The following is an 18,901-nucleotide window of genomic DNA, read 5'->3' as shown; positions in this document are numbered from 1 at the left end:
GCGCCTCACGACCGGCTGTGGATAAATCCAGGCACCGATGCAGTACAATCGCTGCTTTTAATCGCTAACCAGCCGGCCATTCCGATGATCGAACCCAAGCGCGTCTTGCGCGCCCTCGCCGAACACTGGGCCCTGCTTGAGCCACTGTGCGAACACTTCGACCAAGGCACCCTGAGCCTCAGCGAACTGCGCGCCCAGCTGGCCGCCCAACAACTGGACAGCACGCCACAGGACATCACCAGCCTGCTGGACGTGTGGATTCGCCTGGATATCCTGGTGCCTGTCGCCAAGAGCCCGAACCGTTTCGAGCTCAACGCACAGATCCACGACTTCCTGGCGTATCTTCGCAAGGAGCACCGGCTAGGCCTGTGCCTGGAAATCGAAGCCTACCTGCGCCACCTTGAGCGCCTGGCGGGTTATATCCAGGACGCCTTCGACATCCGCGACGGCCATGACCTGGCGCGCCAACTGCGCCTGCTGGACATGCGCGTGCGCGACGTGCTGAAAAAACTCGCCAACGATGAACAGGCCCTCGCTGCCGTGGCCGATCGCGCCAAGACCAGTGACCGGCAGATCCCGTTGCGCCAGCGCTACGCCGAAGTACTGGCGACCTGGGACGAATACGTCGAGCCGATGATTCAACTGGTGAACGCCGACGGCGCCTTCGAACAGGGCGTGCGCAAGGTGGAAAACGTACTGTTGCGCATGCTTACCGAGCAGCAGCGCCTCGGCCACCTGGTGGATGACGACATGCTGCTGCGCACCCACGCGCGCATCCTCGAAATGCAGACCAGCGCCCAACTGACCTTGCGTCACGCCCGGGAACTGCTGCTGCCGTTGCGGGAAGAAGCACGCCGGCACAACGCCGTGACCCGTGGCGCGGCGCTGGCCTTGTCGGCGATTCGCCGCAAGGGCCTGGACGCGGTGCCGCAAGCGGCGATGCCGATGTTCACCCGGCCGCAAAGCACATTTCTTGGCAGTGCCAGCCAGGTCGAAGCCTACGTGTACGCCCTGGCCAACTTCGAACCGAAGCCGGCGCGTTTCCCCAAGGCGCATAAATCCCACAAGGGCGAAGCCCCTCGCGCACCGCGCACGGTCAAGGAAATGCTCGAGCGCTGTGAAGACGCGCTGCCGATGCCGGACCTGATGACCTGGCTGCTGGAGCAGGAACCGGACGGCGCAACCGACGAGTTGCTGTACTGGTTCTCACGCCTGTCGCGGGAAAAACGCTTCAAGCGTGAACGTCTGGAACGACGGGATTACCACACTCACGAGCACCAGGTCAGCCTGCGCTCATTCGCCCTGCTTCCAGCCAGTATTGATACGGCCGGGAATTCTGCGAGCACCCCTCATGCATCTTGATCTATCCGAACTGTCCCAGCTGGCGCCGATCTTTCGCGAGCTGTTCAAGGGTTACCACGTCAGCCGCCGCGACCCGGAGCTGTACGCCCAACTGTCGAACTTCCAGGACCAGTACCGCACGTTGTTCAAGGCCCTGGGCTTTGAGTTGGTGTGCGACACGCGGGGTTTCTACTACTTCGTGCCGGACTCGGCCGTGGCCGCCGCGCAGGTCAACAAGACCGCCCAGCGCCTGGCGTTGTTCACCTTCATCATCGTCGAGCACCTGGCCGACCAGGGCCGCGACCCGATCGCCGTGCTCGACGGTGGCAGCCTGGGCCGTGACGAACTGCCGTCGTTGCTGGAAAAGTACCGCGACCTGTTTATCCAGGCCGAAGTGCAGACCGTCGAGGAACTGGAAGAAAAAATCATGCGCCGCATGACCCAGCTGGGTTTTGCCGGTGAAGAGAACGGCATCTACCGCTTCCTGCCGCCGATGCACCGCTTCCTCGATGTGTGCCTCTCGGTCCAGCAAGACCGCGACCTGGCCGCGAGCATCCACAGCGTATTGCCGTTGCCGGCCCCGGTGATCATCGACGAAGACAGCGATGAAAAACTGCTGAAGACCGATGACCCGCTGGACTTGAGTGACTTTGCAGAAGAAAGCGAAGAAGACGCCCTGGCCCGCGCCATTGCCGAAGAACAGGAGACCGACGCATGAGCAAGGAACGCTACGGCATTCGCCGCTTCGCCCTTTTGAACACCGCCGGTTACAGCCTGGGTTTGTTCCCGCTGGAAGAACCGCTGTCGGTGTACGGCGCGAACAACCTCGGCAAATCGGCGTCGATCAACGCCTTGCAGTTCCCGATTCTGGCGCGCATGTCGGACATGAGTTTCGGCAAGTACACCCTGGAGCAATCCCGGCGTTTCTACTTTGCCACCGACACCAGCTACATCCTCGTGGAAGTCTCGCTTCCCCATGGCCCGCACGTGATCGGCGTGGTCGGTCGCGGCCCGGGCGGTGGTTTCGGTCACCAGTTCTTTGCCTACGCCGGCAAGCTGGACCTGGCGCACTACCAGAAGAACGACACCTGCCTGCGCCAGAAAGAGCTGTTCACCAACCTTGAGCGCGAAGGCCTGAAAGCCTATGAGCTCAAGCCCGATGAGCTGCGGCGTTTGCTGGTGGGCGGCCATACGTCGATCCCGCTGGACCTGACCCTGATTCCGCTGCGCTCCACCAGCGAGCAGAGCCTGAAGACCTTCCGCGCGCTGTTTATCAATTTGCTGCACATGCGGGAAATCACCGCGGCCAAGTTGAAGCAGCTGTTTCTGGATGCGTTCGAACACAGCCTGCGTTCCGGCAGTGTCGATTACATCGCGGCGTGCGAAGAAGCCTTCCGCGATGTACGACGCATGGAGCAGGACTACAACTCGCTGGTGGCTGCCGGCCCTCTGGTAGAAGCCTTGGCCAACGGCGTGAAGCAGCGGGACATTCTGCGGGGCAAGCTGCATCGCCTGTCACCGCTGCTGGATTCGTTGCTGGGCACCTGGTCGGACTACGCCAGTGCGCGCAAGGAAGAACTGACGATCCAGGCCGAGCATTACCGCAACGAGCAGGATTCGCTGCAGAACGACCAGCGCGGCGGCACTCAGGAGCTGATGCGCCTGGAGCGGGAAATCAGCGGGATTCAGCGCTGGCTGGGTGAGCTGTCGGTGCTCAAGCACCGCTTCGCGCTGGTGGATGACGTCAAGGTGCTGGAGCAGCAACTGCTGGCCGCCAAGGATGCTCACGATGAACTGGCCGGGGCCTTGGCGCAGTCGCGTCAGTTCAGCGCCGAGGATCTGGACGAACGTCTGCGGGACCTGGAAAAACGCCTGAAGTCGGTGAAGCAGCAACTCGATCACGCCGACAACAACAGCTACGCCAAGCTGCGGGAAGAATTCTCGCAGCAGGATGTCGAGCGTCTGATGCGCCTGTTCAACAGTTCGCTGTTCAGCTTGCCGCTGGGTGAGCATGGCATCACGCTGGACGAGGACGGCCTGTGGGTGAAATCCCTGGAGCAGATCCTTGATGGCTTCAAGGGCGAGCGTTTTGAAGTGCCGGGGCTGGCCATCGACATCTCGCACATTGAACCACCAGCGTTGCAGGCACTGGCTGACCGCGCCGCGTTGCGCGACCAGAAAGAGCGTCTGGAAAAAGAACTCAAGCAACTGAAAACCCAGCAAGCCGTGGCGGCCGACCGCGCGGCGAGCAAGACCCAGACTGAAGCGCTGTACCAACAGGTACTGGACGCGCAGAAGGCGCTGGAAGATTTCCGCCGTGCACAAACCCTGAGCGCCGAGGAAGGCGAGAAGCTGGAAAGCCTGGCGCAGATGGAAGCGGCCCAGGACGAATTGAAACGCTCCAGCGATGCGTTTACCGAGCGCGTCCAGCAACTGTCGGCCAAGCTGCAATTGGTAGGCAGGCAGATTGGTGATATGGAAGCCAAGCAGCGCACCCTGGATGACGCATTGCGTCGTCGCCAGTTGCTGCCGGCAGACTTGCCGTTTGGTACGCCGTTCATGGACCCGGTCGACGATTCCATGGACAACCTGCTGCCGCTGCTCAATGACTACCAGGACAGCTGGCAAGGCCTGCTGCGCGCTGATGGCCAGATCGACGCGCTGTACGCACAGGTGCGCCTCAAGGGCGTGGCCAAGTTCGACAGTGAAGACGATATGGAGCGCCGCCTGCATCTGTTGATCAACGCTTATGCGCACCGTACCGATGAAGCGCTGACGCTGGGCAAGGCCCGGCGTGCGGCGGTCACGGATATCGCACGCACCTTGCGCAATATCCGCAGCGACTACGACAGCCTTGAGCACCAGTTGGCGTTGTTCAACCGTGAGATCAACAAGCGCCAGGTGTCCAACCTGCAGAGCTTCCGCATCGTGCTCGCGCCGAACAAGGAAGCCCTCAAGCATATCGACCAGATCATCCACAGTGCCGGTCAGTATGAAGAAGGCGAAACCCTGTCGGTGTTCGATCTGAGCCAGAGCGCCGAGCAAGACAACAAGAACGAGGAAGCCAAGGAATACCTGGCGCGCCTGGTAGCGGCCAACCATAACCAGTTGGGCCTCAAGGACTTGTTCGAACTGGCGTTCGAGATCACCAAGGTCAACGGCCAGCCGATCATTCACACCGACATCGATGGCGCCGCCTCCAACGGCACCACCATGACCATCAAGGCGCTGACCAACATGTATTTGTTGCTGCACTTGATGGACCGCGAGCAGGCCGGTCGTGTGCGCCTGCCGTACTATCTCGATGAGGCCGCGGACATCGATGAGAAGAACCAGGCGGCGTTGCTGGAGACAAGCTTGCAGCTGGGCTTCGTGCCGATTCTGGCGAGTGTGAAGCCGCAGGTTTCCGCCCAGGTGGCGATCGACCTGGAAGGCGGCAGCGGGCCGAACGGGATCTACATTGATGAGGCGGACTGGAAGTACATCCGTCGTCACGATGTGGTGAAGGCAACGGTGAATGTGCAGGCGGATGAGCCGGAGCTGGATGAGGTTTAATCAGTTGCGCTGAAATGCAAAAAGGCCGCGATCTTCTGGATCGCGGCCTTTTTTTGGTGTTCTTGAGGGCCTCTTCGCGAGCAAGCCCGCTCCCACATTCAATCGGGTTCCTTCAATGGGAACTGGGTCAAATGTGGGAGCGGGCTTGCTCGCGAAGGCCGCGCCTCGATCTATTTGCCGAGCGGGATTTTAGGCGCCCAGGTCAGCCATTCGTCTTCAAACTTGTCGAACAGCGGGAAGGTCTGCTGGGGCCGAGCAGCGTTGCCCATGCGCTCGCCATCCGGCGTGGCAAAGGCGATGCCGCCGGCGACCAGGGTCTCCAGGGACTCAGTGCGAACGGTCGCGCCCTTGAACAAGCCGAAGTCGAGCCCGAAGCCGCTGGTGTTCCAGAACCGACTGCCACTGCGCACCAGAGGCGCGTACTTGGGCTCGATCAGGATGTGAACCAGCACACGGTCGGCGGTCTGGCCCAGCTCGTAGCCGGTAACTTTGCCTACGGTGACTTCGCGGTAAGTGACCGGAACGCCTTCCTTCAACGAGCCACGGCGTGCGGCGCTGAGTACCAGGCTCAAGCCCTCCTCCTGATGAACGGCTTCTGGCGGCTTGTCCAGCGCGACGAAACTCTTCTGTGGGCCGATGCTTTTGGTCGCTGGCTGTACTTCAATGTACTGGCCGGTCACCAGGGTTTCCAGGTTCGACGTTTTCATCAGGCCCAGTTCAGGCTTGACCACCCAGAACTGACTGCCGGCCCGTGCGATGCGGTCGGCCACTTGGGTGATACGCGCGCTGAGCAGCACCGATTGCATGTCGGCGCTCAGGTCGACACTTTCGATCTTGCCTACGTCCAGGCCCTTGAAGCGCACTGGCGTACCCGGGCGCAGGCCATCGGCGCGGTCGACCTTGATGGTCACCAACGTACCGTGCTGGTTGGCGGCTTCGCGATCCGGGAACAGACGGAAACGCGGGATGCGCTTTTTCAGCGGCACATTCGGCTCCGGGGTTTCGAAGGCGATACCGCCCGCCATCAGGCTGGCCAGGGATTCGCTTTTCACCTGGATGCCGCCGGTAAGCCCACCGGTCAGGGTCACGCCGCTGGCATTCCAGAAACGGGTCGAACCATTGACCAGGCCTTCGTATTCTTTCTCGATATGGACGCCGATCACCAGTTGCTTGTTCTTGCGGGAGAACTGGTAGCTCTGCACGGAACCGACCTTGACCTGCTTGTAGAGGATCGGGCTGCCGACATCAAGGGAACCGAGGTTGTCGGTGAAGAGCACCATGTGCAGGCCGGGGGAACGCAGGTCCAGTGGCGGCGCCTTGGCGCGGGCGACGTACTCCCGTTGTGGCGCGGTGCCCTTGTCGCCGGGACGGATGGCGATGTAGTTACCTTTGACCAACGCTTCCAGCCCGGTGATGCCCGCCAGGGAGATAGACGGCTTGACCACCCAGAATTGGGTGTCCTGGACGAGGTAGTCTTCGGCCAGTGGGTCGAGGGTCAACTCGGCATTGGCGCTGGACAGGTCCGGATCGATCTTCAGGGTTTTCAGGCTGCCGACCTGGATGCCTTTGTACATCACCGGGGTGCGGCCCGCCTGGAGGCCTTCGAAGTCGGTGAGTTTGACTTTGACCTTGATGCCCGCCGCGGCTGCATCGAAATCTTCGTACAGGCGGAACGGCAGGCTCGGGTCCGTCGGTGGGCTGTCCTTGCGGTTCTCCGGCGTGGCGAAGGCGATACCGCCGGCAACGATGCTGGCCAGGGATTCACTGCGGACTTTTACGCCGGAAAGGTTGGCGTCGATGCTGATGCCGCTGGCGTTCCAGAAACGCGTGTGTTTGCGCACCAGGCTGGCGTAGGTCGGCTCGATGTAGACCTTGATTTCAACGGTGGTCTGGTCTTCGGAGAGCAGGTAGCTTTTGACCTGGCCGACCTGGATCTGCTTGTAGAACACCGGGCTGCCACGGTTCAGCGAGCCGAGTCGATCAGCTTTGATCGTCAGGTGCAGGCCGGGCTTGGCGTCGGATAAAGGCGGTTCTTCGGACAGGGCCTTGAACTTGCGCGTCGGCTCACCATCGCCTGGGCTGGCGGCGATGTAGTTACCCGAGACCAGGGTTTCCAGGCCGGTGATCCCGGCCAGGCTGACACTTGGCTTTACCAGCCAGAAGCGGGTGTTGGTCTTGAGGTATTGCTCCACATCCTTGTTCATCTCGATGGTAGCAATCACCCCGCGATTGTTACCTTCGTCATCCAGGGCCAGGGTTTTGACCTTACCCACGGACATGCCTTTGTAGACCACTTCGGTCTTGTTGGCCTGGATGCCTTCGCCGCTTTCAAAGCGAACCTGAATCTCGATGCCTTGCTGGTTGTAGGCGCGCCACCCCAACCAGCCGCCGATGATCAGGGCAATCAGGGGCAGCACCCAAATGGCCGACCAGTTGGAAGCTGGGCGGGTTTTAGCCTTAGGCAAATCACTCATGGTCGTCGTCCGACTCCGTGTTATCCCAAATCAGTCGGGGATCAAAAGTTACTGCGGCAAGCATCGTCAAGATCACCACACTGGCGAACGCTACGGCACCGAGATTGGCCTCGACACTGGCAAGTCGCCCAAAGTTTACGACTGCCACCAGGATGGCAATCACGAAGATATCCAGCATGGACCAGCGGCCAATGAACTCGATAAAGCGGTACATGATAATGCGTTGTTGCGCGGAAAGTGGCTGGTGACGCTGCACCGAGAACAGTAACAAGCCGATGCCCACCAGCTTGAAGGTGGGCACCAGAATGCTGGCGATGAACACTACAGCGGCGATCGGGAACATGCCGTGCTGCATCAACTGGATCACGCCGGACATGATGGTGCTCGGATCGCCTTGGCCCAGGGAGCTTACGGTCATGATCGGCAACAAATTGGCCGGGATGTACAAGATGGCTGCCGTGATCAGCAGCGCCCAGGTGCGCGTCAGGCTGTTCGGACGACGGGCGTGGACCAGCGCGCCGCAACGGGTGCAGGTTTGCTCGTCGGTGTCCGGGTCTTGTTTGTTTAGTTCGTGGCATTCGGTACAGATCAGAATGCCCGCATCAATCGCCCGCATGAGCATCCTCTCCTGACAGCGCTTCCCAGATCTGGTGAGGTGACATGACCACCTCCAGCAGTATCTGGACCATTAACAGACTTACGAAGCAGGCCAGGCCCAGCCCAACGGTGATGGTGGCCATGTCGGCCAGCTTTACGATCGCCACCAGCACGCCCATCAGGTAGACCTCGAGCATCCCCCAGTCTTTCAGATGATGGTAGATGCGATAAAACAGCAGACCGTAGCTACGGCCGATGTTCCAGCGGATGCTCAGCAATACCGCCAGTTGGCACAGGAGCTTGAGCAATGGAATGCCCATGCTGCAGAGGAACACCACCACGGCGACGCCCTGCATGCCGGTGTCGAACAGGCCGACCACGCCGGTCCATACGGTGTCCTGCGAGGACTGCCCGAGTAGATTGAGCTGCATGATGGGTAAAAAGTTCGCGGGGACGTACAACAGCAGCGCGGCAATCACTAACGCCAGGCTTCGTTCAACGACGTTGTGGCGGTGAGCGTACAGCTCGTAGCCGCAGCGTGGGCATTGGGCCTTTTCACCGCGGGCAAGCTCCGGCTTGCGCATCAGCAGGTCGCACTCATGGCATGCCACCAGTTCGTCCAGCGGTAAGTCTGACACCTCAAGGGTATCAACCGGGTCGGGCATATAGGGCTCGGACTCTAAAAAAGATTAGGTGCCTATTCTAGTGTTCTGGTTCAGAAATAACTGTGCAAATTTGTCGGGGGATTCAGTAGCGTTTGTGCGCGCGAGGGGGGATTGGGACGAGGGGATTTAGACCAATGCGTGGCATCAGGTAGCCCGCGTTACCGTTGGAGTTTTTCGCCAGCAAGCTCGCCATACTTTCCGACCGCGCAAAACAAAACCCCTGACTGCATAAGCAATCAGGGGTTCTGGAATTTAATCTTGACGATGACCTACTCTCACATGGGGAAACCCCACACTACCATCGGCGATGCATCGTTTCACTGCTGAGTTCGGGATGGGATCAGGTGGTTCCAATGCTCTATGGTCGTCAAGAAATTCGGGTACTGAGTCGCGGCCAGCTGGCCTCGCTTCAGCAAATTGGGTATGTGATAGCTTTCGGTGTTTTGCAAGATCTCGAACTTTCGGTTCGTTTCGTCTTCACACACCGCAATCTGGTCTCTTCGACGCAAATTGCTTGGGTGTTATATGGTCAAGCCTCACGGGCAATTAGTATTGGTTAGCTCAACGCCTCACAGCGCTTACACACCCAACCTATCAACGTCGTAGTCTTCGACGGCCCTTCAGGGAACTCAAGGTTCCAGTGAGATCTCATCTTGAGGCTAGTTTCCCGCTTAGATGCTTTCAGCGGTTATCTATTCCGAACATAGCTACCCGGCAATGCCACTGGCGTGACAACCGGAACACCAGAGGTTCGTCCACTCCGGTCCTCTCGTACTAGGAGCAGCCCCTCTCAAATCTCAAACGTCCACGGCAGATAGGGACCGAACTGTCTCACGACGTTCTAAACCCAGCTCGCGTACCACTTTAAATGGCGAACAGCCATACCCTTGGGACCGGCTTCAGCCCCAGGATGTGATGAGCCGACATCGAGGTGCCAAACACCGCCGTCGATATGAACTCTTGGGCGGTATCAGCCTGTTATCCCCGGAGTACCTTTTATCCGTTGAGCGATGGCCCTTCCATACAGAACCACCGGATCACTAAGACCTACTTTCGTACCTGCTCGACGTGTCTGTCTCGCAGTCAAGCGCGCTTTTGCCTTTATACTCTACGACCGATTTCCGACCGGTCTGAGCGCACCTTCGTACTCCTCCGTTACTCTTTAGGAGGAGACCGCCCCAGTCAAACTACCCACCATACACTGTCCTCGATCCGGATAACGGACCTGAGTTAGAACCTCAAAGTTGCCAGGGTGGTATTTCAAGGTTGGCTCCACGCGAACTGGCGTCCACGCTTCAAAGCCTCCCACCTATCCTACACAAGCAAATTCAAAGTCCAGTGCAAAGCTATAGTAAAGGTTCACGGGGTCTTTCCGTCTAGCCGCGGATACACTGCATCTTCACAGCGATTTCAATTTCACTGAGTCTCGGGTGGAGACAGCGCCGCCATCGTTACGCCATTCGTGCAGGTCGGAACTTACCCGACAAGGAATTTCGCTACCTTAGGACCGTTATAGTTACGGCCGCCGTTTACCGGGGCTTCGATCAAGAGCTTCGCGTTAGCTAACCCCATCAATTAACCTTCCGGCACCGGGCAGGCGTCACACCCTATACGTCCACTTTCGTGTTTGCAGAGTGCTGTGTTTTTAATAAACAGTCGCAGCGGCCTGGTATCTTCGACCGGCATGAGCTTACGGAGCAAGTCCTTCACCCTCACCGGCGCACCTTCTCCCGAAGTTACGGTGCCATTTTGCCTAGTTCCTTCACCCGAGTTCTCTCAAGCGCCTTGGTATTCTCTACCCAACCACCTGTGTCGGTTTGGGGTACGGTTCCTGGTTACCTGAAGCTTAGAAGCTTTTCTTGGAAGCATGGCATCAACCACTTCGTCATCTAAAAGATAACTCGTCATCAGCTCTCGGCCTTAGAATCCCGGATTTACCTAAGATTCCAGCCTACCACCTTAAACTTGGACAACCAACGCCAAGCTGGCCTAGCCTTCTCCGTCCCTCCATCGCAATAACCAGAAGTACAGGAATATTAACCTGTTTTCCATCGACTACGCTTTTCAGCCTCGCCTTAGGGACCGACTAACCCTGCGTCGATTAACGTTGCGCAGGAAACCTTGGTCTTTCGGCGTGGGTGTTTTTCACACCCATTATCGTTACTCATGTCAGCATTCGCACTTCTGATACCTCCAGCAAGCTTCTCAACTCACCTTCACAGGCTTACAGAACGCTCCTCTACCGCATCACCCGAAGGTGATACCCGTAGCTTCGGTGTATGGTTTGAGCCCCGTTACATCTTCCGCGCAGGCCGACTCGACTAGTGAGCTATTACGCTTTCTTTAAAGGGTGGCTGCTTCTAAGCCAACCTCCTAGCTGTCTAAGCCTTCCCACATCGTTTCCCACTTAACCATAACTTTGGGACCTTAGCTGACGGTCTGGGTTGTTTCCCTTTTCACGACGGACGTTAGCACCCGCCGTGTGTCTCCCATGCTCGGCACTTGTAGGTATTCGGAGTTTGCATCGGTTTGGTAAGTCGGGATGACCCCCTAGCCGAAACAGTGCTCTACCCCCTACAGTGATACATGAGGCGCTACCTAAATAGCTTTCGAGGAGAACCAGCTATCTCCGAGCTTGATTAGCCTTTCACTCCGATCCACAGGTCATCCGCTAACTTTTCAACGGTAGTCGGTTCGGTCCTCCAGTTAGTGTTACCCAACCTTCAACCTGCCCATGGATAGATCGCCCGGTTTCGGGTCTATTCCCAGCGACTAGACGCCCTATTAAGACTCGCTTTCGCTACGCCTCCCCTATTCGGTTAAGCTCGCCACTGAAAATAAGTCGCTGACCCATTATACAAAAGGTACGCAGTCACAGAACAAAGTCTGCTCCCACTGCTTGTACGCATACGGTTTCAGGATCTATTTCACTCCCCTCTCCGGGGTTCTTTTCGCCTTTCCCTCACGGTACTAGTTCACTATCGGTCAGTCAGTAGTATTTAGCCTTGGAGGATGGTCCCCCCATATTCAGACAAAGTTTCTCGTGCTCCGTCCTACTCGATTTCATGACTAAGAGATTTTCGCGTACAGGGCTATCACCCACTATGGCCGCACTTTCCAGAGCGTTCCGCTAATCTCAAAGCCACTTAAGGGCTAGTCCCCGTTCGCTCGCCACTACTAAGGGAATCTCGGTTGATTTCTTTTCCTCAGGGTACTTAGATGTTTCAGTTCCCCTGGTTCGCTCCATACACCTATGTATTCAGTGTAAGGTAACCATCTTATGATGGCTGGGTTCCCCCATTCAGACATCTCCGGATCAAAGTCTGTTTGCCGACTCCCCGAAGCTTTTCGCAGGCTACCACGTCTTTCATCGCCTCTGACTGCCAAGGCATCCACCGTATGCGCTTCTTCACTTGACCATATAACCCCAAGCAATCTGGTTATACTGTGAAGACGACATTCGCCGAAAATTCGCAATTACTTACAAATTTTACCTTAGCCTGATCCGTTACCAGTGAAAGTAACGTTCAGTCTATCTTTCTATCACATACCCAAATTTTTAAAGAACGATCTAATCAAAGACTAGAAATCAATATTCATTGGCGAATATTCATTTCTAAACTCTAACAGTAGAAACAGTTAATGGTGGAGCCAAACGGGATCGAACCGTTGACCTCCTGCGTGCAAGGCAGGCGCTCTCCCAGCTGAGCTATGGCCCCATAACAAAATTGGTGGGTCTGGGCAGATTCGAACTGCCGACCTCACCCTTATCAGGGGTGCGCTCTAACCAACTGAGCTACAGACCCAATTTCGAGCGCGTAACTGATTAGCTAAGAGCTATCAGCTTGGAGCTTAAAGCTGCTTCTATCGTCTTCTTCAATGAATCAAGCAATTCGTGTGGGAACTTATGGAGCAGCTGATGTCGTCGATTAAGGAGGTGATCCAGCCGCAGGTTCCCCTACGGCTACCTTGTTACGACTTCACCCCAGTCATGAATCACACCGTGGTAACCGTCCCCCCGAAGGTTAGACTAGCTACTTCTGGTGCAACCCACTCCCATGGTGTGACGGGCGGTGTGTACAAGGCCCGGGAACGTATTCACCGCGACATTCTGATTCGCGATTACTAGCGATTCCGACTTCACGCAGTCGAGTTGCAGACTGCGATCCGGACTACGATCGGTTTTCTGGGATTAGCTCCACCTCGCGGCTTGGCAACCCTCTGTACCGACCATTGTAGCACGTGTGTAGCCCAGGCCGTAAGGGCCATGATGACTTGACGTCATCCCCACCTTCCTCCGGTTTGTCACCGGCAGTCTCCTTAGAGTGCCCACCATAACGTGCTGGTAACTAAGGACAAGGGTTGCGCTCGTTACGGGACTTAACCCAACATCTCACGACACGAGCTGACGACAGCCATGCAGCACCTGTCTCAATGTTCCCGAAGGCACCAATCTATCTCTAGAAAGTTCATTGGATGTCAAGGCCTGGTAAGGTTCTTCGCGTTGCTTCGAATTAAACCACATGCTCCACCGCTTGTGCGGGCCCCGTCAATTCATTTGAGTTTTAACCTTGCGGCCGTACTCCCCAGGCGGTCAACTTAATGCGTTAGCTGCGCCACTAAGAGCTCAAGGCTCCCAACGGCTAGTTGACATCGTTTACGGCGTGGACTACCAGGGTATCTAATCCTGTTTGCTCCCCACGCTTTCGCACCTCAGTGTCAGTATCAGTCCAGGTGGTCGCCTTCGCCACTGGTGTTCCTTCCTATATCTACGCATTTCACCGCTACACAGGAAATTCCACCACCCTCTACCATACTCTAGCTCGTCAGTTTTGAATGCAGTTCCCAGGTTGAGCCCGGGGATTTCACATCCAACTTAACGAACCACCTACGCGCGCTTTACGCCCAGTAATTCCGATTAACGCTTGCACCCTCTGTATTACCGCGGCTGCTGGCACAGAGTTAGCCGGTGCTTATTCTGTCGGTAACGTCAAAACAGCAAAGTATTAATTTACTGCCCTTCCTCCCAACTTAAAGTGCTTTACAATCCGAAGACCTTCTTCACACACGCGGCATGGCTGGATCAGGCTTTCGCCCATTGTCCAATATTCCCCACTGCTGCCTCCCGTAGGAGTCTGGACCGTGTCTCAGTTCCAGTGTGACTGATCATCCTCTCAGACCAGTTACGGATCGTCGCCTTGGTGAGCCATTACCCCACCAACTAGCTAATCCGACCTAGGCTCATCTGATAGCGCAAGGCCCGAAGGTCCCCTGCTTTCTCCCGTAGGACGTATGCGGTATTAGCGTCCGTTTCCGGACGTTATCCCCCACTACCAGGCAGATTCCTAGGCATTACTCACCCGTCCGCCGCTCTCAAGAGAAGCAAGCTTCTCTCTACCGCTCGACTTGCATGTGTTAGGCCTGCCGCCAGCGTTCAATCTGAGCCATGATCAAACTCTTCAGTTCAAACATCTTTGGGTTTTTAAGAAACCCTAAACTTGGCTCAGCAATCGTTGGTTACATCTTTGATTTCTCGCGGAGTAACTTGTGATGCTGATAATCTTGTTGACTATCAGTCTGACTCCACAAGCACCCACACGAATTGCTTGATTCAGTTGTTAAAGAGCGGTTGGCTAAGATCTTTCGTCTCAACCGAGGCGCGCATTCTACAGCAGCCTCATTTGCTGTCAAGTGATTATTTTCAGAAGTTTTCAAAGTTTCCTTTGTAACTTCAACCACTTGCGCTTCCGATCTCTCGTTAGCGGGAGGCGAATTCTACAGCGTTACACGCTGCTGTCAACACCTCTTTTTCTCCGCTTTCGACCGAGAAGATCGAAACGTTAATAGGGCCAAACAACACTGCCTTACTAACTCCTTCTGGGCTTCGATAATCTGAAGCAACTCGCTGTCGAAACCTACATAACTCTTTGTTTACCAAGGAGTTTTCCGTTTCGACTGCGCCGGAAGTGGGGCGAATTATAGACTTCCAGAATCTGCCGTCAAGGGTTAATTACGCTTTTGTTGCAGAAGATGGTTTTTTAGCAATAAGACGGGGAATTCGGCGCGTCACCGGTGGTATACGCAGGACCAGAAGCACCACCCCTATAGATGCATAGATAGCCCACTCCTTCAGATCTGCCCGCACGATCCACAACATATGCAGCAAACCAAGCCCGAGAATCACGTAAACCAAACGATGCAGTTTCTTCCAGCGCGCACCAAGGCGACGCTGACTGTATCGGTTGGAGGTGACTGCCAGCACCAATAGAGAAAGGAATCCCAACGTACCCACAATAATGTAAGGCCGCTTCCGTAGCTCAACCCCCAACTGCGACCAATCCAACCCAAGGATAAACACGCAGTAAGCAGCGAGATGCAAAACCACATAGGCAAAGCACCACAATCCCAGTTGCCGTCGCACGGCGACCCACCCCGCCCAACCACTGAGCTTCTGCAACGGTGTCATACCCAGGGTTATTAACAACAGAATCAAGGTGCCAAGCCCGAGCCGATCCATCAGCACCTTGCCCGGATCAGGTCCCAGCGCAAAGCTCCAGGCCTCGTACAGCCAGAACAGCGGCCACACCGCCGCTGCTATAAAGACGCCGATGCGCCAGATCGGATAGCGCATCAATAGTTCTTCCGCAGATCGAGGCCCGTATAAAGAGAGGCGACTTCATCGGCGTAGCCGTTGAACATTTGTGTCTCACGCACATTGGGACTGAACAGCCCGCTGGGCAACCGCCGCTCCCGCGCCTGGGTCCAACGCGGATGGTCGACGGTAGGATTCACATTTGCGTAAAACCCATACTCACTCGCGGCAATACTTTGCCAGGTGGTTTTCGGCTGCTCGCTGACCAGGCTGATGCGCACGATCGACTTGACGCTCTTGAATCCGTACTTCCACGGCACCACCAACCGCAACGGCGCGCCGTTCTGGTTCGGCAGCTCCCGCCCATACATGCCCACCGCAAGGATCGCCAGGGGATTCATCGCCTCATCCAATCGCAGCCCTTCTACATAAGGCCAGTCGATCAAGGCGAAGTTGGACCGCTGCCCCGGCATGCTCTTGGGGTCCTGCAGGGTTTCAAAACGAATGTACTTGGCGTTCGAGGTCGGCTCGACGTGCTTGAGCAGTTCCGATATAGGGAACCCTATCCACGGAATGACCATCGACCAGGCCTCTACACAGCGCAGTCGATAGATTCGCTCTTCCAACTGATAGGGCTTCATGAAGTCTTCAAGCGCATAGCGCCCAGGTTTGGCGACCTCACCATCTATCACCACACTCCACGGCTCAGTCTTCAGAGATCCGGCATTGGCTGCAGGGTCGCCCTTATCCGTACCGAACTCATAGAAGTTGTTGTAGTGGGTTGCGTCCTTGAAAGGGGTGATGGCCTCGTCCTTGACGGTAATCGCCTGCCATTTGGTACCCGGCAGCTTTTCGGCAAACCAGCCAGGTGCATTGCCCGGCTCGACATCGGCATAACGTGCCGCATCATCCGCACTGGCCCAACGCGGCAGGCTGCTGGCAGCCAGGCCGGCAAGCGCACCACCGAGCAAGCTGCGGCGAGAGAAATAGAGGGATTCAGGCGTGACATCCGATTCTTGGCAATCAGACGCTTTGGGAAACTTGATTAACATGGCAACTCCGCAGCTTTGGAGGACAGATGCACCAATAGACTGCGGAGTATGGGGGAAATTACATTAAGGCAACGTTTTGCGCTGACGAAGATGCAGAAGGTACTGCACCGGGCCGGACGCGGCATACACAAGGAAAGCCAGCAGCAGGATTCGCGGCGGATCACTGAAGACCACGGCAAACACCAGCACCACTGCCAGGATAGCCACAAACGGCACACGCCCTTTGAGATCCAGCTCCTTGAAGCTGTTGTACTTGATATTGCTGACCATCAGCATGCCGGCCGCCGCAACCATCAAGGCCACCAGGAACGACATCTTGGAACCCTGGATACCGTAGTCGCTGAATGCCCAGACAATACCGGCTACCACACCCGCCGCAGCCGGACTGGCCAGGCCAATGAAGTAGCGCTTGTCGGCAGTCCCCACCTGGGTATTGAACCGCGCCAGACGCAATGCCGCGCCCGCCACATAGATGAAGGCAACCATCCAGCCAACCTTGCCCATATCACCCAGCGCCCAGGCAAATGCGAGCAACGCCGGCGCCACACCAAAGGCAACCATGTCCGACAGCGAGTCATACTCGGCGCCGAAGGCACTCTGGGTGTTGGTCATCCGCGCAACCCGGCCATCCAGGCCATCAAGGACCATGGCGACGAAGATCGCTATCGCGGCAAAACCAAAGTACTTGCTGGCCCCGGCCGCATCGCCGGCCGCCAACGCACTCTGGGCACTCATGGAATTGATGATGGAGTAGAACCCCGCGAACAGGTTCGCAGTGGTGAACAGATTGGGCAGAAGATAGATGCCACGATGCCGGACTTTACGGCCTTCAGCATCGTGCCCTTCTTCGACATGTTCATCGATCGGTAGCAGGCTTTCGGCGTCAGAGGCCTGGTTTGGCTCTTCGGGACGTTCGCTCATGGACTTTACCTTGCAACGGTGTGAAAAATTTCGACAGAAACTTGCGGCGAGTGTTCGCCCGCAAACGATGCAGCTTTATACCAGAACCTGCCCCGCAAACGAAAAAACGCGGCCTAAGCCGCGTTTTCCCTTGATCCGTACGACTTAGTTTTTGGCTTTGTCGACGATCTTGTTGGCACCGATCCACGGCATCATGGAGCGCAGTTGCTCGCCGATGATCTCGATACCGTGAGCGGCGTTGTTACGACGCTTGGCGGTCATCGAAGGGTAGCCGGTTGCACCTTCGCTGATGAACATTTTGGCGTATTCGCCGTCCTGAATACGTTTCAGGGCGTTGCGCATGGCCTGACGGGACTCGGCGTTGATCACTTCCGGGCCAGTCACGTACTCGCCGTATTCGGCGTTGTTGGAGATCGAGTAGTTCATGTTGGCGATACCGCCTTCGTACATGAGGTCAACGATCAGCTTCAGTTCGTGCAGGCATTCGAAATAAGCCATTTCCGGCGCGTAGCCAGCTTCAACCAGGGTTTCGAAACCGGCCTTGACCAGCTCAACGGTACCGCCGCACAGAACGGCTTGTTCGCCGAACAGGTCGGTTTCAGTCTCGTCCTTGAAGGTGGTTTCGATGATGCCGGTACGACCGCCACCCACGCCAGCAGCGTAGGACAGTGCGACGTTCTTGGCGTTGCCCGAGGCGTCCTGGTAGATCGCGATCAGGTCAGGGATACCGCCGCCTTTGACGAACTCGGAGCGCACGGTGTGGCCCGGTGCTTTCGGCGCGATCATGATCACGTCGAGGTCGGCGCGCGGCACAACCTGGTTGTAGTGGATCGCGAAGCCGTGGGAGAAGGCCAGGGTGGCGCCCTTCTTGATGTTCGGCTCGATTTCGTTCTTGTACAGCGCGGACTGGAACTCGTCCGGGGTCAGGATCATGACCAGGTCGGCAGCAGCAACAGCAGAAGCAACGTCAGTCACTTTCAGGCCGTGGGCTTCAGCCTTGGCAACAGTGGCCGAGCCTTTGCGCAGGCCAACGGTCACGTCAACGCCGGAATCTTTCAGGTTGCACGCTTGGGCGTGGCCCTGGGAACCGTAGCCGATGATGGCGACTTTTTTGCCCTGGATGATCGACAGGTCACAATCTTTATCGTAATAAACTTTCATGAGGTTCCTCTATATATCCAGGCCGTTTAAGGCCATTCGCTAAATTTGAGTTAGATGCTGAGTACTTTGTCGCCACGAGCAATCCCGGTGACGCCACTGCGTACAGTTTCCAGAATCGAGGCCGTCCCGATCGACTGGATGAAGCTGTCCAGCTTTTCGCTTGTACCGGTCAGTTGAACGGTATAAACGCTGGCGCTCACATCGACGATCTGCCCGCGATAAATGTCGGTAGTGCGCTTGATCTCGGCCCGTTGTGCACCCGTAGCCTTGACCTTGACCAGCATCAGCTCACGCTCGATGTGGGCACTCTCCGACAAGTCGACCAGCTTGACCACTTCGATCAGCTTGTTGAGGTTCTTGGTGATCTGCTCGATCACCTCATCATGGCCAACGGTGGTCAACGTCAGACGCGACAAGGTCGGGTCTTCGGTCGGCGCCACCGTAAGGCTTTCGATGTTGTAGTTGCGTTGCGAAAACAGTCCGACCACACGTGACAGAGCGCCCGGTTCGTTCTCCAGAAGCAGGGAGATAATGTGCCGCATG

The 18,901-nt window shown here is 56.8% G+C and carries 11 protein-coding genes, 2 tRNA genes and 3 rRNA genes; 3 read left to right on the top strand and 13 right to left on the bottom strand.

The annotated features are described in order from the left end of the window. The first annotated feature begins 84 nt into the window (after positions 1 to 84). Genes mksB through mksF form a run of 3 tightly spaced genes read left to right on the top strand, consistent with a single transcriptional unit; the run spans position 85 to position 4,896 of the window. Positions 85 to 1,362 carry an Mks condensin complex protein MksB gene (gene mksB / locus JV201_RS03920; RefSeq protein WP_003214377.1) on the top strand — a complete coding sequence of 426 codons (1,278 nt, stop codon included), beginning with the start codon at positions 85 to 87 and terminating at the stop codon, positions 1,360 to 1,362. Then, complete coding sequence (mksE, locus tag JV201_RS03915) at positions 1,352 to 2,059, top strand: Mks condensin complex protein MksE (protein ID WP_003214375.1); 708 nt, start codon at positions 1,352 to 1,354, stop codon at positions 2,057 to 2,059. Before mksB ends, mksE begins: the two co-directional genes overlap by 11 nt. Further along, positions 2,056 to 4,896: an Mks condensin complex protein MksF gene (gene mksF, locus JV201_RS03910; RefSeq protein ID WP_219406537.1), complete on the top strand. Its 2,841-nt coding sequence runs from the start codon at positions 2,056 to 2,058 to the stop codon at positions 4,894 to 4,896. The genes mksE and mksF overlap by 4 nt, the downstream gene beginning before the upstream one ends. Positions 4,897 to 5,066: 170 nt before the next feature. On the opposite strand, the gene JV201_RS03905 is transcribed toward mksF, so the two are convergent. The 13 genes from JV201_RS03905 to ilvN form a co-directional block, all read right to left on the bottom strand. Continuing rightward, positions 5,067 to 7,370 (bottom strand): PqiB family protein, encoded by a 2,304-nt coding sequence (locus JV201_RS03905; protein WP_003214369.1) that lies wholly within the window; start codon positions 7,368 to 7,370, stop codon positions 5,067 to 5,069. Continuing rightward, positions 7,363 to 7,986, bottom strand: coding sequence for a paraquat-inducible protein A (locus JV201_RS03900; RefSeq protein ID WP_003214366.1), 624 nt, complete (start codon positions 7,984 to 7,986; stop codon positions 7,363 to 7,365). The genes JV201_RS03905 and JV201_RS03900 overlap by 8 nt, the downstream gene beginning before the upstream one ends. Next, positions 7,973 to 8,632: a paraquat-inducible protein A gene (locus tag JV201_RS03895; RefSeq protein ID WP_017478595.1), complete on the bottom strand. Its 660-nt coding sequence runs from the start codon at positions 8,630 to 8,632 to the stop codon at positions 7,973 to 7,975. The genes JV201_RS03900 and JV201_RS03895 overlap by 14 nt, the downstream gene beginning before the upstream one ends. A gap of 256 nt (positions 8,633 to 8,888) precedes the next feature. Next, positions 8,889 to 9,004 (bottom strand): 5S ribosomal RNA (rrf, locus tag JV201_RS03890). Positions 9,005 to 9,157: 153 nt separating this feature from the next. Beyond that, positions 9,158 to 12,051 (bottom strand): 23S ribosomal RNA (locus tag JV201_RS03885). Between the two features lie 224 nt (positions 12,052 to 12,275). Continuing rightward, positions 12,276 to 12,351, bottom strand: a tRNA-Ala gene (locus JV201_RS03880). Positions 12,352 to 12,361: 10 nt separating this feature from the next. Beyond that, positions 12,362 to 12,438, bottom strand: a tRNA-Ile gene (locus tag JV201_RS03875). 124 nt (positions 12,439 to 12,562) lie between these two features. Further along, a 16S ribosomal RNA gene (locus JV201_RS03870) occupies positions 12,563 to 14,098 on the bottom strand. Together the 16S, 23S and 5S rRNA genes with 2 tRNA genes alongside form the textbook arrangement of a ribosomal RNA operon. Positions 14,099 to 14,642: 544 nt before the next feature. Beyond that, positions 14,643 to 15,263 carry a protein-methionine-sulfoxide reductase heme-binding subunit MsrQ gene (gene msrQ, locus JV201_RS03865; protein ID WP_219406536.1) on the bottom strand — a complete coding sequence of 207 codons (621 nt, stop codon included), beginning with the start codon at positions 15,261 to 15,263 and terminating at the stop codon, positions 14,643 to 14,645. Further along, positions 15,263 to 16,276 (bottom strand): protein-methionine-sulfoxide reductase catalytic subunit MsrP, encoded by a 1,014-nt coding sequence (gene msrP, locus JV201_RS03860; RefSeq protein WP_003212121.1) that lies wholly within the window; start codon positions 16,274 to 16,276, stop codon positions 15,263 to 15,265. Before msrP ends, msrQ begins: the two co-directional genes overlap by 1 nt. Positions 16,277 to 16,339: 63 nt before the next feature. After that, positions 16,340 to 17,197: a CDP-diacylglycerol--serine O-phosphatidyltransferase gene (pssA, locus tag JV201_RS03855; protein WP_003212123.1), complete on the bottom strand. Its 858-nt coding sequence runs from the start codon at positions 17,195 to 17,197 to the stop codon at positions 16,340 to 16,342. A 144-nt stretch (positions 17,198 to 17,341) separates the two neighbouring features. Further along, entirely contained in the window at positions 17,342 to 18,358 is a 1,017-nt protein-coding gene (gene ilvC / locus JV201_RS03850) for a ketol-acid reductoisomerase (RefSeq protein WP_003212125.1), read from the bottom strand. Positions 18,359 to 18,408: 50 nt separating this feature from the next. Then, on the bottom strand, positions 18,409 to 18,900 hold the full coding sequence (gene ilvN, locus JV201_RS03845) for an acetolactate synthase small subunit (RefSeq protein ID WP_219406535.1): 492 nt from the start codon (positions 18,898 to 18,900) through the stop codon (positions 18,409 to 18,411). Between the last annotated feature and the right edge of the window lies 1 nt (position 18,901).

It is taken from the genome of Pseudomonas sp. Colony2 (genome assembly GCF_019382755.1).
Lineage (GTDB): Bacteria > Pseudomonadota > Gammaproteobacteria > Pseudomonadales > Pseudomonadaceae > Aquipseudomonas.
The sequence above is the reverse complement of the archived record's forward strand: the minus strand, read 5'-3'. Positions and strand labels throughout refer to the sequence as shown.

Bases quoted from the DNA above. Each gene is read 5' to 3' on its own strand.
- mksB (WP_003214377.1), top strand. From the start codon at position 85: ATGATCGAACCCAAGCGCGTCTTGCGCGCCCTCGCCGAACACTGGGCC.
- mksE (WP_003214375.1), top strand. From the start codon at position 1,352: ATGCATCTTGATCTATCCGAACTGTCCCAGCTGGCGCCGATCTTTCGC.
- mksF (WP_219406537.1), top strand. From the start codon at position 2,056: ATGAGCAAGGAACGCTACGGCATTCGCCGCTTCGCCCTTTTGAACACC.
- JV201_RS03905 (WP_003214369.1), bottom strand. From the start codon at position 7,370: ATGAGTGATTTGCCTAAGGCTAAAACCCGCCCAGCTTCCAACTGGTCG.
- JV201_RS03900 (WP_003214366.1), bottom strand. From the start codon at position 7,986: ATGCGGGCGATTGATGCGGGCATTCTGATCTGTACCGAATGCCACGAA.
- JV201_RS03895 (WP_017478595.1), bottom strand. From the start codon at position 8,632: ATGCCCGACCCGGTTGATACCCTTGAGGTGTCAGACTTACCGCTGGAC.
- msrQ (WP_219406536.1), bottom strand. From the start codon at position 15,263: ATGCGCTATCCGATCTGGCGCATCGGCGTCTTTATAGCAGCGGCGGTG.
- msrP (WP_003212121.1), bottom strand. From the start codon at position 16,276: ATGTTAATCAAGTTTCCCAAAGCGTCTGATTGCCAAGAATCGGATGTC.
- pssA (WP_003212123.1), bottom strand. From the start codon at position 17,197: ATGAGCGAACGTCCCGAAGAGCCAAACCAGGCCTCTGACGCCGAAAGC.
- ilvC (WP_003212125.1), bottom strand. From the start codon at position 18,358: ATGAAAGTTTATTACGATAAAGATTGTGACCTGTCGATCATCCAGGGC.
- ilvN (WP_219406535.1), bottom strand. From the start codon at position 18,900: ATGCGGCACATTATCTCCCTGCTTCTGGAGAACGAACCGGGCGCTCTG.